General features: G+C 71.0%; 16 protein-coding genes. All 16 read right to left on the reverse strand.

Features of this window, described 5'->3' with window-relative positions; all coding sequences use genetic code 11:
• Nucleotides 1-34: 34 nt before the first annotated feature.
• Nucleotides 35-2,524 carry a RelA/SpoT family protein gene (locus tag ACFVZH_RS14720; RefSeq protein ID WP_384897039.1) on the reverse strand — a complete coding sequence of 830 codons (2,490 nt, stop codon included), beginning with the start codon at nt 2,522-2,524 and terminating at the stop codon, nt 35-37.
• 142 nt (nt 2,525-2,666) lie between these two features.
• Entirely contained in the window at nt 2,667-3,071 is a 405-nt protein-coding gene (locus ACFVZH_RS14725) for a hypothetical protein (protein ID WP_384897042.1), read from the reverse strand.
• Nucleotides 3,072-3,200: 129 nt separating this feature from the next.
• Nucleotides 3,201-3,752, reverse strand: coding sequence for an adenine phosphoribosyltransferase (locus ACFVZH_RS14730; protein WP_384897045.1), 552 nt, complete (start codon nt 3,750-3,752; stop codon nt 3,201-3,203).
• Nucleotides 3,749-4,825, reverse strand: coding sequence for a protein translocase subunit SecF (gene secF, locus ACFVZH_RS14735; RefSeq protein WP_384897048.1), 1,077 nt, complete (start codon nt 4,823-4,825; stop codon nt 3,749-3,751). The genes ACFVZH_RS14730 and secF overlap by 4 nt, the downstream gene beginning before the upstream one ends.
• 1 nt (nt 4,826) lies before the next feature.
• Nucleotides 4,827-6,584: a protein translocase subunit SecD gene (gene secD / locus ACFVZH_RS14740; RefSeq protein WP_384897051.1), complete on the reverse strand. Its 1,758-nt coding sequence runs from the start codon at nt 6,582-6,584 to the stop codon at nt 4,827-4,829.
• A gap of 144 nt (nt 6,585-6,728) precedes the next feature.
• Nucleotides 6,729-7,205 (reverse strand): preprotein translocase subunit YajC, encoded by a 477-nt coding sequence (gene yajC, locus ACFVZH_RS14745; RefSeq protein WP_384897054.1) that lies wholly within the window; start codon nt 7,203-7,205, stop codon nt 6,729-6,731.
• Between the two features lie 165 nt (nt 7,206-7,370).
• A complete protein-coding gene (gene ruvB / locus ACFVZH_RS14750; protein WP_384897057.1) occupies nt 7,371-8,459 on the reverse strand; it encodes a Holliday junction branch migration DNA helicase RuvB in 1,089 nt (362 codons plus the stop codon).
• Nucleotides 8,460-8,511: 52 nt separating this feature from the next.
• Nucleotides 8,512-9,144 carry a Holliday junction branch migration protein RuvA gene (gene ruvA / locus ACFVZH_RS14755; protein ID WP_384897059.1) on the reverse strand — a complete coding sequence of 211 codons (633 nt, stop codon included), beginning with the start codon at nt 9,142-9,144 and terminating at the stop codon, nt 8,512-8,514.
• The gene (ruvC, locus tag ACFVZH_RS14760; RefSeq protein WP_362564850.1) at nt 9,141-9,704 is read right to left on the reverse strand and encodes a crossover junction endodeoxyribonuclease RuvC; all 564 of its coding nucleotides are present in this window, start codon (nt 9,702-9,704) and stop codon (nt 9,141-9,143) included. Before ruvC ends, ruvA begins: the two co-directional genes overlap by 4 nt.
• A gap of 110 nt (nt 9,705-9,814) precedes the next feature.
• A complete protein-coding gene (locus ACFVZH_RS14765; protein ID WP_384897062.1) occupies nt 9,815-10,567 on the reverse strand; it encodes a YebC/PmpR family DNA-binding transcriptional regulator in 753 nt (250 codons plus the stop codon).
• 62 nt (nt 10,568-10,629) lie between these two features.
• Nucleotides 10,630-11,223: a pyridoxal 5'-phosphate synthase glutaminase subunit PdxT gene (pdxT, locus tag ACFVZH_RS14770; protein WP_384897065.1), complete on the reverse strand. Its 594-nt coding sequence runs from the start codon at nt 11,221-11,223 to the stop codon at nt 10,630-10,632.
• A gap of 6 nt (nt 11,224-11,229) precedes the next feature.
• Nucleotides 11,230-12,144: a pyridoxal 5'-phosphate synthase lyase subunit PdxS gene (gene pdxS / locus ACFVZH_RS14775; RefSeq protein ID WP_189832345.1), complete on the reverse strand. Its 915-nt coding sequence runs from the start codon at nt 12,142-12,144 to the stop codon at nt 11,230-11,232.
• Nucleotides 12,145-12,261: 117 nt separating this feature from the next.
• Nucleotides 12,262-12,804 (reverse strand): hypothetical protein, encoded by a 543-nt coding sequence (locus ACFVZH_RS14780; protein WP_384897068.1) that lies wholly within the window; start codon nt 12,802-12,804, stop codon nt 12,262-12,264.
• Between the two features lie 11 nt (nt 12,805-12,815).
• On the reverse strand, nt 12,816-13,451 hold the full coding sequence (locus tag ACFVZH_RS14785; protein WP_384897071.1) for an MBL fold metallo-hydrolase: 636 nt from the start codon (nt 13,449-13,451) through the stop codon (nt 12,816-12,818).
• 73 nt (nt 13,452-13,524) lie between these two features.
• Nucleotides 13,525-14,679, reverse strand: coding sequence for a glycosyltransferase family 4 protein (locus ACFVZH_RS14790; RefSeq protein ID WP_384897074.1), 1,155 nt, complete (start codon nt 14,677-14,679; stop codon nt 13,525-13,527).
• Entirely contained in the window at nt 14,676-15,641 is a 966-nt protein-coding gene (locus tag ACFVZH_RS14795) for a phosphatidylinositol mannoside acyltransferase (protein WP_384897389.1), read from the reverse strand. The genes ACFVZH_RS14790 and ACFVZH_RS14795 overlap by 4 nt, the downstream gene beginning before the upstream one ends.
• Between the last annotated feature and the right edge of the window lie 2 nt (nt 15,642-15,643).

A 15,643-nucleotide genomic window follows, 5' to 3' on the forward strand; every position in this document is an offset into this window, starting at 1 on the left:
GCAGCACGCCGGGGGGCCTTCCTCGTGTCCGTCGTCAGGGCCTGCGGGCCGAGGTGACGCGGTAGACGTCGTAGACGCCCTCCACGCCCCGCACCGCCTTCAGGACGTGGCCCAGGTGCTTCGGGTCGCCCATCTCGAAGGTGAAGCGGGAGGTGGCCACCCGGTCGCGGGAGGTCTGGACGGCCGCCGAGAGGATGTTGACGTGCTGGTCCGAGAGGACCCGGGTGACGTCCGAGAGCAGCCGGGACCGGTCCAGGGCCTCGACCTGGATGGCGACGAGGAAGACCGAGGACTGGGTCGGGGCCCACTCGACCTCCAGGATCCGCTCGGGCTCCCGGGAGAGCGAGTCCACGTTGACGCAGTCGCTGCGGTGAACCGATACGCCACTGCCCCGGGTGACGAATCCGATGATCGGGTCGCCGGGGACCGGGGTGCAGCAGCGGGCCAGCTTCACCCAGACGTCCTCGACGCCCTTGACGACGACACCGGGGTCGGCGCTGGAGCGGCGCTTGGAGCGGCCCCGGGTGGGCGGCGCTGCCTCGTCGATGTCCTCGGTGGCGGCCTCCTCGCCGCCGAGCGCCTGCACCAGCTTCTGCACGATGGACTGGGCGGTGACGTGGCCCTCGCCGATCGCCGCGTACAGCGAGGAGATGTCCGCGTAGCGCAGCTCGTGGGCGAGGGTGACGAGCGAGTCGCCGGTCAGGATGCGCTGGATCGGCAGGTTCTGCTTGCGCATGGCCCGCGCGATGGAGTCCTTGCCCTGCTCGATGGCCTCGTCGCGACGCTCCTTGGAGAACCAGGCGCGGATCTTGTTGCGGGCGCGCGGGGACTTGACGAAGCCCAGCCAGTCGCGGGAGGGGCCGGCGCCGGCGGCCTTGGAGGTGAAGACCTCGACCAGGTCGCCGTTGTCGAGGGTCGATTCGAGGGGCACGAGCCGCCCGTTGACCCGCGCTCCTATGGTGCGGTGGCCGACCTCGGTGTGGACGGCGTACGAGAAGTCGACGGGGGTCGCGCCGGCGGGCAGCGCGATGACGTCGCCCTTGGGCGTGAAGACGAAGACCTCGTTGCGGGAGAGGTCGAAGCGCAGGGACTCCAGGAACTCGCTGGGGTCCTCGGTCTCCTTCTGCCAGTCGAGGAGCTGGCGCAGCCACGCCATGTCGTTGAGGTGGTCGTCCTTGCCGGCCTTCTTGGGCACGTCGGCGCGGACCTTGGAGGCGCCGGCGACGGCCTCCTGCTTGTACTTCCAGTGGGCGGCGATGCCGTACTCGGCGCGCCGGTGCATGTCGAAGGTGCGGATCTGGAGCTCGACCGGCTTGCCGTTGGGCCCGATGACCGTCGTGTGCAGCGACTGGTACATGTTGAACTTCGGCATCGCGATGTAGTCCTTGAACCGGCCGGGGACCGGGTTCCATCGCGCGTGGACGGTGCCGAGGGCCGCGTAGCAGTCGCGGACGGTGTCCACGAGGACGCGGATGCCGACCAGGTCGTAGATCTCCGCGAAGTCACGGCCGCGGACGATCATCTTCTGGTAGACGCTGTAGTAGTGCTTCGGGCGGCCGGTGACGGTGGCCTTGATCCGGGCGGCGCGCAGGTCGGCCTGGACCTCGTCGGTCACTATGGCGAGGTACTCGTCCCGCTTGGGGGCGCGCTCGGCGACGAGCCGGACGATCTCGTCGTACATCTTGGGGTAGAGGATCGCGAAGGCGAGGTCCTCCAGTTCCCACTTGATGGTGTTCATGCCCAGGCGGTGGGCCAGGGGTGCGTAGATCTCGAGGGTCTCGCGGGCCTTCTTCTCCTGCTTCTCCCGCTTGAGGTAGCGCATGGTGCGCATGTTGTGCAGGCGGTCGGCGAGCTTGATGACCAGGACGCGCGGGTCCTTGGCCATGGCCACGACCATCTTGCGGACGGTCTCGGCCTGGGCGGCCTCGCCGAACTTGACCTTGTCGAGCTTGGTGACACCGTCGACGAGGAGCGCGACCTGGTCGCCGAAGTCGCGGCGCAGGGTCTCCAGGCCGTACTCGGTGTCCTCGACGGTGTCGTGGAGGAGTCCGGCCATCAGGGTCGCCGGGTCCATGCCGAGCTCGGCGAGGATGGTCGTCACGGCGAGCGGGTGCGTGATGTACGGGTCGCCGCTCTTGCGCTTCTGGCCGCGGTGCCAGCGCTCGGCGACCTGGTAGGCGTGCTCGACCTGGCGGAGGGTCGCCGTCTCGATCTTGGGGTCGTTGGACCGGACGATCCGCAGCAGCGGTTCGAGGACCGGGTTGTACGGGGAGGAGCGCTGGACGCCGAGGCGGGCGAGCCGGGCGCGGACCCGGTTGGACGAGCCGCCCGAGCGGGTGGGCGGGGCCGGTGCCGGCCGGGTCGTCGAGGCGGGGGCCGGGGCCGGGGTGGGCGCCGGCGCGGGTGCCTCGGGCGCGGGCCCGGTCTCCGCGGGCTTGTTCTGGGGCGTGCCGGTTCCCGTCGCGGCCTTGTCGGCCTTCGGGTCGGGCTGCGCGGCGGAGAGTGACTGGGCCTCGTCTGGCAAGAGCGCTCCTCGTGCGGTGCCGGGTCCCCCGGTCAGGCCCGGAAAGGCCATGGTATCGAGCCACGAGTCCGGATGCGCACGCGGTGGCCGTCACCCCGGCGGCGGTGCGCCCGGCGGCGGTGCCCCGCCGCCGGGCCCGCGGTCAGTTCCAGCGCAGGAGGGAGGGGCCGCCCTTCACCTGGATCTCCTTGGCGGCGGCGACATTGCCCCAGTGGATCCTGACGGATCCGCTCTTGCCGCACAGCTGGTCGGACCAGATCTCCTTGCGGCGGGCGTCGAAGCCCTTGACGCGGACGCAGATGCCGCCGCCCCTGAAGACCTTCCAGGCGTACACCATCGTCATGCCCTCGGCGCCGAAGTGGCCGCAGGCGTCACTGGCCTTCGTCCACTTCAGGGGCGCGCTGCCGGCGTTCTTCCAGCCGACGCACGAGTCGGCGGCCGCCTGCGGGGCCCGGACCGGCCGGCCCGCGCTCGCGGGGTTCGCGGCGGCCCCGAGCGCGGCGACCGCGATCAGGGAGACCACTCCGGCGACGGACGTGCGGGACATGTTCATTCGACTTCCTCCTGGCGGCGCGAACACGGTCGGGAACGGCGAAGGGCGCCTCGGGAGGTCCCGGGGCGCCCGTTGCCGTGTCCCTCGACCGTTATCGGGCGGGAGATCGTCGGACTTGAAGGATCACACTCGGATGAGTGCCGTGAGCGGTGCCCCGTTCAGTGCGGGCTCCAGCCGGGCGCGGCCCGGGAGGAAGCTCAGTTCCATGAGGACCGCGACGCCCGCCACCTCGGCGCCGGCGCGGCGGATGAGCTCGATCGAGGCCCCGGCCGTGCCGCCGGTGGCGAGGACGTCGTCGATGACCATGACGCGGTCGCCCGCGGCCAGGTCCTCGGCGTGCACCTCGATCTCGGCGGTGCCGTACTCCAGCTCGTACGCCTGGCTGAGCGTGGCCCCGGGGAGCTTGCCGGCCTTGCGGACCGGGATGAAGCCCAGGCCCGCGCGGACGGCCACCGGGGCGGCCAGGATGAAGCCGCGCGCCTCCAGGCCGACGATCTTCGTCGCGCCGTGCGCGACGCACAGCCCGGCGAGGGAGTCGGTGAGGGCCGTGAACGCCTCCGGGTCCGCGAGCAGCGGCGTGATGTCCTTGAACAGCACGCCCGGCTTCGGGTAGTCGGGAACGTCGCGGATGCGGCTGAGCAGGAGTGCGGTGACGTCCTGGGCCTCGGCGGTCATCCTCGGTGCTCCTGGGTGCCCCGACGGCTCACCCGGGGGCCCACGACGGCGGTCTCGGCCTCCATGGACAGCGCGTCCGTCTCGTCCGCCGACTCGCCCTTGGCGGCGGCGCTCGCGCGCTTGGCGTCGATGCGCTTCCTCAGGGCCTTGATCGCCGGCTCGCGCTCCTTGAGGTCGGCGACCAGCGGGGTGGCGATGAAGATCGAGGAGTACGCACCGGCGGCGAGACCCACGAACAGCGACAGCGAGATGTCGTTCAGCATGCCGGCGCCGAGGACGCCGCCACCGATGAAGAGCAGGCCGGCGACCGGCAGCAGCGCGACGACGGTGGTGTTGATCGAACGGACCAGGGTGCCGTTGATCGAACGGTTGGCCAGCTCGCTGTAGGTGAAGCGGGTCTGCTTGGTGATGTCCTTCGTCTGCTCCTTGAGGGAGTCGAAGACCACGACCGTGTCGTACAGCGAGTAACCGAGGATCGTCAGCAGACCGATGACCGTGCCGACGGTGACCTCGAAGCCGACCAGCGAGTAGATGCCGACGGTGATCGTGAGGTCGTGGATGAGGGCGATCAGTGCCGCGACCGCCATTCTCCACTCGAAGGCGATGGCCAGGTAGATCACCACGAGGATCATGAAGACCCCCAGGCCGGTCCATGCCTTGGTGGCGATCTGCTCACCCCAGCTGGGACCCACCAGCTCGGCCGCGATCTTGTCCTCGGGGACGTTGAGGTCCTTGGCGAGCTCCGCGCGGACCTGGTCGGACTGCGCGGTGTCGAGGCCGCCGACCTGGATGCGCAGGGAGCCGTTGCCGAGCTGCTGGACGATCGCGTCGTGGCCGGAAGCCTCTTCCGCGTACTCCTGCGCCTGGCTGACGGAGACTTCCGACTTCGGGGTGGTGAAGACGGCGCCGCCCTGGAACTCGATGCCCATGTTCAGGCCGCGGACGGCCAGGGCGACGATGGCGGTGATGGTGATCAGGATGGACAGGCCATACCAGATCTTGCGGTTGCCGATGAAGTCGTAACCGACCTCACCGCGGTGGAGCCGGGCGCCGAGATCGCCGAGCTTCGACATCTCACGCCTCCTTCGCGTCGACGGGGGCGTGGGCACGGCGGGTGCGGCGCAGCGGCGGCTTCGCGCCGAGGCGCTTCGGGTCCAGGCCGGACCAGGGGTGGCCGTTGCCGAAGAACTTGGTCCGCGCGAGGAGCGTCATGACCGGCTTGGTGAAGAGGAACACCACGACGATGTCGAGCAGGGTGGTCAGGCCGAGCGTGAACGCGAAGCCCTGGACCTTGCCGACGGTGACGATGAAGAGCACGGCCGCGGCCAGGAACGACACGAAGTCGGAGACCATGATCGTGCGGCGGGCACGCGGCCAGGCGCGCTCGACGGCCGGGCGCAGCGTGCGGCCCTCGCGGAGCTCGTCACGGATGCGCTCGAAGTACACGATGAACGAGTCCGCGGTGATACCGATGGCGACGATGGCACCGCAGACGGCCGGCAGGTTCAGCGCGAAGCCGATGGCCGGGCCGAGCAGCGCCATGATCACGTAGGTGAGGAGCGCCGAGACGCCGAGGCTCAGGATCGCGATCAGCGACAGGCCGCGGTAGTAGGCGACCAGGTAGATGATGACCAGCGCGAGGCCGATGGCGCCCGCGATGAGGCCCGCCTCCAGCTGGTCGCCGCCGAGGGCGGCGGTGACGGTGTCGACGCTCTGCGTCTCGAAGGAGAGCGGCAGGGCGCCGTAGGCCAGGATGTTGCCGAGGTCCTGGGCCGACTGCTGGTTGAAGCTGCCGGAGATCTGCGCGCTGGCGCTGAGCGTGGTGCGCACCGACGGGGCCGAGACGACCTCGCCGTCCAGGACGATCGCGAAGCGGTTCTGCGGGTCGGTCTGCGCCGACAGCTTGCTGGTGATCGACTGGAACTTCTTGGAGCCACCGTCGGTGAACTCCATGTCCACGATCCACTGACCGGAGCGCTGGTCGATGGCGGCCTTGGCCTTGTCGACGTCCTTGCCCTCGACCTCGGCCGGGCCGAGGAGGTACTTCGACCAGACGCCGGGGGCGTCCTCGCCACAGGCGACGGCGGGCTCGGCGGGCTTGACGCCCTGGCCGGCCGCGGCGCGCTGCTTCGGGTCGAGGCAGTTCAGGGCGGTGAACTTCTGCTCCAGCGCCGCGGTGGCGGCGTCGGGCGTCGGGGTCGCCGTGGGAGTCGCGCCGGTCTTCGGCTTCGCGGACGACGAGGCGCTCGCGGTGGGCGTCGGGCTCGGGGCCTTGAGGGCCTCGGTGAGCGCGCGGCCCTGGGTGGAGGCGGTGGCCGTCGGGCTGGCCGACTTCTTGTCCGCGGTGGCGCCGGTGGCGGAGGCGGACGGCTTGGCCGAGGGGGAGCCCGAGGGCGTGGCACTCGGGGCCGCCTGGGGCGCACCGTTCGTCACGGCGAGAACGGGCCGGAAGTAGAGCTGGGCGGTGGTACCGACCTGCTCACGGGCCTGCTTCTCGTTCGTCCCGCGAGGGATGTTGACGATGATGTTCTCGCGGCCCTGCGTCTGAACCTCGGCCTCGGAGACACCCAGACCGTTGACACGGCGCTCGATGATGCCGACCGCCGTGTTCATGTTGGTCTCGTTGACCGCCGACTCCTGGCCGGGCTCGGCCTTCGCCTTCAGCGTGATCGACGTACCGCCGGCGAGGTCGATGCCGAGGCGCGGGGTGGTGTGCCCCGACCAGAACATGCCGCCGGTGAGTGCGACCATGGCGATCAGGATGAGTGCCAGGGCGCGGCCCGGACGGCTCTGTCCCCCCGCCGGCCTTCGGCCCTTCTTCGGTGCTGCCACCTGTCGTATCTCCCTGTCCAACCGCCTCGCGCCGGGTGTGCGCGGGACGGCCACGAAGTGTGTGTGGGGACCTGCCCCCGCAGACGTGGAACCGTTCCGGGGACCGCGCTCGCCGGTGGGCGGGCGCGCGGTCCCCGGCCGCGACTACTTCGCGTCGGTCTCGCCGTCGGCCTTGCCGTCCTTCTGCCCCTCGGTGGCGTCCTCGGCCGCGTCCGACTTCTTCGTCAGGTCGGCCTTCGGCGCCTCGTCGGCCGTCGCGTCCTTCTCCGTGCCCTCGGCAGCCTCGGTCAGCGAGGAGGCGTCGTCCGGGACGACGGTGTCGGAGTCCGACTCCTCCTCGTCGCCGTGGACGATGCGGTTGTACTCGGCGTCATCGAGGACCGCGCCGATCGCGTTCTTCGCGTAGACCGCGTGCACGCCGGGAGCGACCTCGAGGAGGACGGTCTCGTCGCCGATCTCCTTGACCGTGGCGTACATCCCCCCGATCGTCCGTACGCCGGTGCCGGGCTGCATGTCGTTGCGCATCTGCGCCGCCGCCTGCTGCTTCTTCTTGGCAGAGCGGGTCATCAGGAACATGGCCCCGATGAGGACGATGAAGGGGAGGAGGGTCACGATGCTCACGGGACGGGTTTCCTTCGCACGGTCGCGGAGAACCCGCGGCCTGATCTTCGGGGGTGGGCGCGCCGACCAGAAAGGGCGGCATCGGCGGAGTCTAGGCGAGTCCGCATCGATGGAACAACGTCCAGCATCGCACCCCGGTTCCTGTCCGGGCGAGTGTCGCCACCGTCACGCCCCGAAGAGCCCCTGTTGTCCGCTTCCGTGTGCTCCCGGGCCTGCTGCCTGCGGCGGAACCAGTCCGAGGTGGGCCCATGCCGCGGGAGTGGCGACCCGGCCACGGGGCGTACGGGCCAGCAGTCCCTCGCGTACGAGGAAGGGTTCGGCGACCTCCTCGACGGTCTCGCGCTCCTCCCCCACGGCGACCGCGAGAGTGGACAGACCGACCGGTCCGCCGCCGAAGAGCTTGAGCAGGGCCTCCAGGACGGCCCGGTCGAGACGGTCGAGGCCGCGGCCGTCGACCTCGTACACGCTCAGGGCGGCCTCGGCGATCTCCCGGGTGATCACTCCGTCCGCCCTGACCTGCGCGTAGTCGCGGACGCGGCGCAGCAGGCGGTTGGCGATGCGGGGGGTGCCGCGGGAGCGGCCGGCGATCTCGGCGGCGCCGGCCGGGTCGATCTCGACGTCGAGCAGTCCGGCGGAGCGGTGGATCACGCGCTGGAGCTCGCCCGGGTCGTAGAACTCCATGTGGCCGGTGAAGCCGAAGCGGTCGCGCAGCGGGGGCGGCAGGAGTCCGGCCCGGGTGGTGGCGCCGACCAGGGTGAAGGGCGGGAGTTCCAGCGGGATGGCGGTGGCGCCGGGTCCCTTGCCGACGATGACGTCGACGCGGAAGTCCTCCATCGCCATGTAGAGCATCTCCTCGGCCGGCCGGGACATCCGGTGGATCTCGTCGAGGAAGAGGATCTCGCCCTCCTGGAGGGAGGAGAGGATCGCGGCGAGGTCGCCGGCGTGCTGGATGGCGGGGCCCGAGGTGATGCGGATCGGGGCGTTCATCTCGGCCGCGATGATCATCGAGAGGGTCGTCTTGCCGAGGCCGGGGGCGCCGGAGAGCAGCACGTGGTCGGCGGTGGCACCGCGCTGGCGGGCGGCCTTGAGGACCAGGTCGAGCTGCTGGCGGACCTTCTCCTGGCCGACGAACTCGCTGAGGTCCTTGGGGCGCAGCGCCGCCTCGACGGCCTGGTCGTCCCCTTCGGCGGAGGCGCCGACGATGCGCGCCTCGGCCTCGGGTGCCTCGGCGGTGGTGTCGTCGTCCCAGTTCACGGTGGATGCCTTCTCGTTCGTACGGCCTGGCCGGCGGGGCGGCGGGCGGGGGTCAGCGGGTGCGGTTGAGAGTCTGCAGGGCGGCGCGGAGCAGCTGCGGCACGGGGGCGGTGCCGGTCTCGGCGAGGGCCGCCTCGGCCTGCGGGGTGACGGCGCCGACGGCCTCCTCCGCCTCGCGGCTCGCGTAGCCGAGGCCGATCAGCGCGGCGGACAGCTGCTCGGTCCAGGGTGCCGGGCCGGAGGCGGCGGCGCGCTGGGCACCGACCAGGCCGCTGCTGCCCAGCGGGGCGCCGAGCTTGTCCTTCAGTTCGAGGAGGAGTTTCTGCGCGCCCTTCTTGCCGATGCCGGGGACGGCGGTGAGGGCCTTCTCGTCCCCGGTGGAGACGGCGATGCGCAGGGCGTCGGGGCTGTGCACGCCGAGCATGGCCTGCGCGAGGCGGGGCCCGACGCCGCTGGCCGTCTGGAGGAGCTCGAAGACCTGCCGCTCGTCGTCGTCGGCGAAGCCGTACAGGGTGAGGGAGTCCTCACGGACGACCAGCGAGGTGGCGAGCCGGGCCTCCTGGCCGATCCTCAGTCCGGAGAGCGTGTTCGGCGTGCACTGGACGGCCATGCCCACACCGCCGACCTCGATCACGGCGATGGTGGGGGCGAGCGCGGCGACCGGGCCGCTGACGAAGGCGATCATCGGGTTCGGCCTTTCACTGCGGACGCCTGCTGGGCGACCGCCTGCTGGAGACGGTTCTGGGCGACGGCCTGCTGGAGGCGGTTCTGCGCGGGGGCCCGCCAGATGTGGCAGATGGCGAGGGCCAGGGCGTCGGCGGCGTCGGCCGGCTTGGGCGGGGCGGAGAGCCGCAGCAGCCGGGTCACCATGGCGCCGACCTGTGCTTTGTCGGCGCGTCCGCTGCCGGTGACGGCGGCCTTGACCTCGCTGGGGGTGTGCAGGGCGACGGGGATGCCGCGGCGCGAGGCGCAGAGCATGGCGACCGCGCTGGCCTGGGCCGTGCCCATCACCGTACGGACGTTGTGCTGGCTGAACACCCGCTCGACGGCCACCAGTTCGGGCGAGAAGCGGTCGAGCCACTCCTCGATGCCGCGCTCGATGCCGACCAGCCGCACACCGATGTCCGCGTCCGCGGCGGTCCGCACCACACCCACGCCGAGCATGGTGAGGGGCCGTCCGGCGACGCCCTCGACGACGCCGACGCCGCACCGGGTGAGCCCGGGGTCCACCCCGAGTACGCGCACTGTGCCACTCCCTGTTCGCAAGTCTGTTTGTGCAGGCTATCGGGTGGCACTGACAACGCAGCGGGCCGACGGGGTGTGTCCCGTCGGCCCGCTGTTCGGAAAGACCGCGATCAGGCGTCGACCTTGGCCATGACCTCGTCGCTGACGTCGAAGTTGGCGAAGACGTTCTGCACGTCGTCGCTGTCCTCCAGCGCGTCGATCAGCTTGAACATCTTGCGCGCGCCGTCCTCGTCGAGCTCGACCTGCATGGTCGGGACGAAGCTCGACTCGGCGGAGTCGTAGTCGATGCCGGCCGCCTGGAGGGCGGTACGGACCGCGACCAGGTCGGTGGCCTCGCTGATGATCTCGAACGACTCACCGAGGTCGTTGACCTCCTCGGCGCCGGCCTCGAGCACCGACTCCAGCACGTCGTCCTCGGACAGCTCGCCCTTGGGGAGCACGATGACGCCCTTGCGGTTGAACAGGTACGAGACCGAGCCCGGGTCGGCCATGGAGCCGCCGTTGCGGGTCATGGCCACACGCACGTCGGAGGCGGCGCGGTTGCGGTTGTCGGTGAGGCACTCGATGAGCACCGCGACACCGTTCGGGCCGTAGCCCTCGTACATGATCGTCGCGTAGTCGGCGCCGCCGGCCTCGAGACCCGCACCGCGCTTGAGCGCGGAGTCGATGTTCTTGTTCGGGACCGACTGCTTCTTCGCCTTCTGGACGGCGTCGAAGAGCGTCGGGTTGCCGTCGAGGTCGGCGCCACCGGTGCGGGCCGCGACCTCGATGTTCTTGATCAGCTTCGCGAAGAGCTTGCCGCGCTTGGCATCGATCACGGCCTTCTTGTGCTTCGTCGTAGCCCATTTAGAGTGGCCGGACATCTGCCTGTCTCCTTCGCGTAACCCATTTCTGAACGAACCCCAGAGATCCTACCGGGATCGGATCAGCCCGCGGCGCGCACCATGTCGACGAACAGGGCGTGAATGCGGTGATCCCCGGTGAGCTCGGGGTGGAACGAGGTGGCGAGGGCGTTGCCCTGCCGTACGGCGACGATATGACCGCCGTGCTCCGCCAGGACCTCGATCTCGGCACCGACGGACTCGACCCACGGCGCGCGGATGAAGACACCCTCGACGGGGCCGTCCTCGATGCCCGTGACGGTGACGCCGGCCTCGAACGACTCGTTCTGCCGCCCGAAGGCGTTACGGCGGACGATCATGTCGATGCCGCCGAAGGTCTCCTGACCCGAACGCGGGTCGAGGATCTTGTCGGCGAGCATGATCAGACCGGCGCAGGTGCCGTAGACCGGCATGCCCGCGGCGATGCGCTCGCGCAGCGGCTCCATGAGGCCGAAGAGCACGGCCAGCTTGGAGATGGTGGTGGACTCACCACCGGGGATGACCAGGCCGTCGACCTCGGCGAGCTCCTCGGGGCGCCTCACCGGCCTGGCCACGGCGTCAGCCGCGGCCAGGGCGATCAGGTGCTCCCGTACGTCGCCCTGGAGAGCCAGGACACCAATGACGGGAGAGGGGTTCATCGGTGGTTACCAGCCCCGGTTGGCGTAGCGCTCGGACTCGGGGAGGGTGTCGCAGTTGATGCCGACCATGGCCTCGCCCAGGTTGCGGGAGGCGTCCGCGATGATCTTCGGGTCGTCGTAGAAGGTGGTGGCCTTCACGATGGCGGCGGCGCGCTTGGCCGGGTCGCCCGACTTGAAGATGCCGGAGCCGACGAAGACGCCCTCGGCGCCGAGCTGGCGCATGAGCGCGGCGTCGGCCGGGGTGGCGACACCACCGGCGGAGAACAGCACGACCGGCAGCTTGCCGAGCTCGGCGACCTCCTTGACCAGCTCGTACGGGGCGCGCAGGTCCTTGGCGGCGGCGAACAGCTCGTTGTTGTCGAAGCCGCGCAGCTTGGCGATCTCGTTCTTGATCTGGCGCAGGTGACGGACGGCCTCGACGACGTTGCCGGTGCCGGCCTCGCCCTTGGAGCGGATCATGGCCGCGCCCTCGGCGATACGGCGCAGGGCCTCGCCCAGGTTGGTGGCGCCACAGACGAAGGGGGTCGTGAAGGCCCACTTGTCGGAGTGGTTGACCTCGTCGGCCGGGGTCAGGACCTCGGACTCGTCGATGTAGTCGACACCGAGGGACTGGAGGACCTGGGCCTCGACGAAGTGACCGATGCGGGACTTGGCCATGACCGGGATGGACACCGCGCCGATGATCTCTTCGATCATGTTCGGGTCGGACATGCGGGCCACGCCGCCGTCCTTGCGGATGTCCGCGGGGACCCGCTCCAGGGCCATGACGGCCACGGCGCCGGCGTCCTCGGCGATCTTCGCCTGCTCGGCGTTGACCACGTCCATGATCACGCCACCCTTGAGCTGCTCGGCCATGCCGCGCTTCACACGGGCGGTGCCGGTCTCGGGGGACTGGGGGGAGGGGGAAGGCGTGGTGGACACAAGTACCTCACTCGTGACAACAGCGAATTGACGACAACAGTGAGGAAACAGTCCACCTGCGGTCCACAGCAAGGGCCAATGTGGACCCGGTGGATCGTTTTCGCAGGTTACGGGGCGTCAGGCCGGACGATCGGCAAGGGCGACCGGCGGCTCGTCGTCCATTTCGAAGGCCAGCGGAAACGGCGCGTGGCCCGCAAGGCGGAACCAGCGGACCTTGCGGTGGCGGCGCAGGGCACGCGCCGCCCGCACGGCGTCGTTGTGGAACCGGCGGGCCATCGGCACCCGGCGCACGGCCTGCGCGAGCTCCCCCGCGGCCTCCTCGCCACCCGGCGCCTCCCGGACGAGCTCCACCTGCTCCGGCTCGCCGAAGACCGCCCGGAGCGCCTGGCTGAGCTCGCTCTCCGCGACCTCCCGGTGGTCCTCCTCCGCCTGCCGGGCCGCGTGCGCCGCCTCGTACAGCACGATCGACGCCGCCGGATCGAGCACCCCGGACGTGGCCAGCTCCTGCGTGACCGAGGCCCGGCGCAGCAACTGCGCGTCCAGCGCCGCGCGCGCCGCGTCGATACGGGAGTGCAGCCGGTCGAGCCGCCCGGCGGTCCAGCTGAGATAGACGCCGATGAGAATCAGCGCGACGACGGTCCAGATCAGGGTTTCGGTCACGGGCGCACAGGCTACCGGGGCGGCGGCAGAGTCCCTTCCCAAAGGTCACGGTCATGGGCGAACAGGACACGCACCGGGCGCCCGTCGGCCAGCTCGGCAAGCCGGTCGATCCACGGCCGGTACGGCGTCCCGAACTCGTGGGCGAAGTCGTACGCCTGCCCCGCCAGCACCGTCACCCGGTCGCCGTGATCCACCACCAGCGACTGGTGGCCGTCCGTATGCCCCGGCGTCGGCACGATCACCAGCCCCGGCGCGATCCCGTACTCCCCGTCCAGCTCCTCGTACCGCACCCCCGCCAGCAGCGAGTCGATCGTGTACCCGCCCGCCCGCGCGACGGCCAGCTCGGTGCGCTGCACCAGGACCGGCGTCGCCGGAAACAGCCGATTGCCGCCGATGTGATCGAAATGGAGGTGGCAGTTCACCACGACATCCACGTCCCCCGGCCCGACGGGCAGGCGACGCCGCACCGGCCCGTAATGCGCGTCCGTCTCCGGCGAACCCGACCCGATGCCCGTGTCGAACAGCAGCCGCACGCCCGCGTGCCGTACGACGTAGCCGAGGACGGGCTCCACGCGGGCGTGCGGGCCTCCCCACTCCGCCGCCGGCCGCGTCAGCTCCCCCAACTCCACACACTCGACCTCTCCCATCCCCCCACCCTTCCCATCCCCCCAAAGCGAAACCGCCCGGCACGGGGCGCGGGGGCGCGGCCCGCGGGTGGAGCTAGAGGCCCAGGCGGGCTCGGAGGCCGCCGGCGCGTTCGTCGGTGTCGACGGCGGCCGCGCCGTCGGTGACGGTCTCGTAGACGGCGAGGATGTCGGCCGCGACGGTGGACCAGTCGAAGCGGCGGACGTGGGAGGAGCCGCGGGCGCTGAGTTCGGCGCGGCGGGGGGCGTCGCCGAGGAGGCGGATGGCGGCGTCGGCGAGCGCGTCGGCGTCCTCGTTGGCGAAGAGTTCGCCGGCGCCGCCCTGGTCGAGGACCTGGGCGAAGGCGTCGAGGTCGGCGGCAAGCACGGGCGCGCCGGCGGACATCGCTTCGACGAGGATGATGCCGAAGCTCTCGCCGCCGGTGTTGGGTGCCACGTACACGTCGACGCTGCGCAGCAGCCGGGCTTTGTCCTCGTCGCTGACCATGCCGAGGAACTCGACCCGGGAGCGCATCTCGGGCGGCAGTGAGGCGACGGCCTCCTCCTCGTCGCCTCGGCCGGCGACGAGGAGCCGGGTGCCGGGGCGTTCGGTGAGGATGCGGGGCAGGGCGCGCATGAGGACGGGCAGGCCCTTCCTCGGTTCGTCGATGCGGCCGATGAAGCCGAGGGTCTGGCCCTGCCATTCCTTCTTGGGTTCGGCGCGGGCGAAGAAGTCCACGTCGACGCCGTTGGGGATGAGGACGGCGTCGCCGCCGAGGTGCTCGACGAGCGTGCGGCGCGCGTACTCGCTGACGGCGATGCGCGCGCTGATCTTCTCCAGGGCGGGCTGGAGGATCGGGTACGCGGCGATCATGGCGCGCGAGCGGGGGTTCGAGGTGTGGAAGGTGGCGACGATCGGTCCCTGGGCCGCCCAGCAGGTGAGCAGTCCCAGGGAGGGCGAGGTCGGCTCGTGGATGTGGACGACGTCGAAGGTGCCGTCGTGCAGCCAGCGCCGTACTCGCGCGGCCGAGAGGAAGCCGAAGTTGAGCCGGGCCACGGAGCCGTTGTAGGGCACGGGGACGGCCCGGCCGGCGGAGACCACGTACGGCGGGAGCGGGGTCTCGTCGTCGGCGGGAGCCAGTACGGACACGTCGTGGCCGAGCCGGATGAGGTGCTCGGCGAGGTCGCGGATGTGGAACTGGACGCCGCCCGGCACGTCCCAGGAGTACGGACAGACGATCCCGATCTTCACTTCTGCAGCTCCTCCCCGCGCTCCGCGGGAGCCTCGGTGCCGAGCCCGGTACCGGCCCCGGGCTCGGGGGCTCCGCGTTCCTCCAGGTCCGCGAGCCACAGTCGTTGCAGCATGTGCCAGTCCTCCGGGTGGTCCGCGATGCCGGCGGCGAAGGCGTCGGCCAGTCGCTGGGTCATCACGGAGGTCTTGTCGGCCCGGGTACCGGACTCGGGTACGTCGACGGGCGGGTGGATGCGGCCGCGCATGACCGCCGTGTCGTCGTACCAGAGGGTCACGGGCAGCAGCAGTGCTCCCGTCTGCTGGGCGAGTATGGCGGGTCCGGCCGGCATGCGGGCGGTGTCGCCGAAGAAGTCGACCTCGATGCCGGAGGCGGACAGGTCGCGGTCGGCGACGAGGCAGACGAGGCCGCCCGCCCGGAGGCGGCGCGCGAGGGTGCCGAAGGCGGATCCGCCGGTGTGCGGCAGGACCTCCATGCCGAGGGACTCGCGGTAGGCGACGAAGCGGTCGTACAGCGACTCCGGCTTGAGCCGCTCGGCGACGGTCGTGAAGGGGATGCCGAGCGAGCGGGTCACCCAGACGCCGGCCAGGTCCCAGTTGGCCAGGTGCGGCAGGGCGAGGACGACTCCGCGCCCGGCGGCGAGGCCGTCCTTCAGGTAGTGGGCGCCCTTGATGTCGACGTCCCGCCCGACCCGCTCCTTGCTCCAGGTCGGCAGCCGGAACGATTCCATCCAGTACCGCATGTAGGAGCGCATGCCGGCCTGGGACAGCTCGGCGAGCCGCTCGGGCGTGGCGTCCGGCACCACGCGCGCGAGGTTGGACTCCAGACGCAGGACGCTCTTGCCGCGGCGCTTCCACGCCAGGTCGGCGATCCGCCGGCCGAGGCCCGCCGCGACGGGTTCCGGCAGTTTCTTCACCGTCGCCCAGCCAAGGCCGTACACCCCGTCGCTGAGCCGGTCCTTCAGTG

This window comes from Streptomyces sp. NPDC059534 (assembly GCF_042743475.1).
GTDB lineage: Bacteria > Actinomycetota > Actinomycetes > Streptomycetales > Streptomycetaceae > Streptomyces.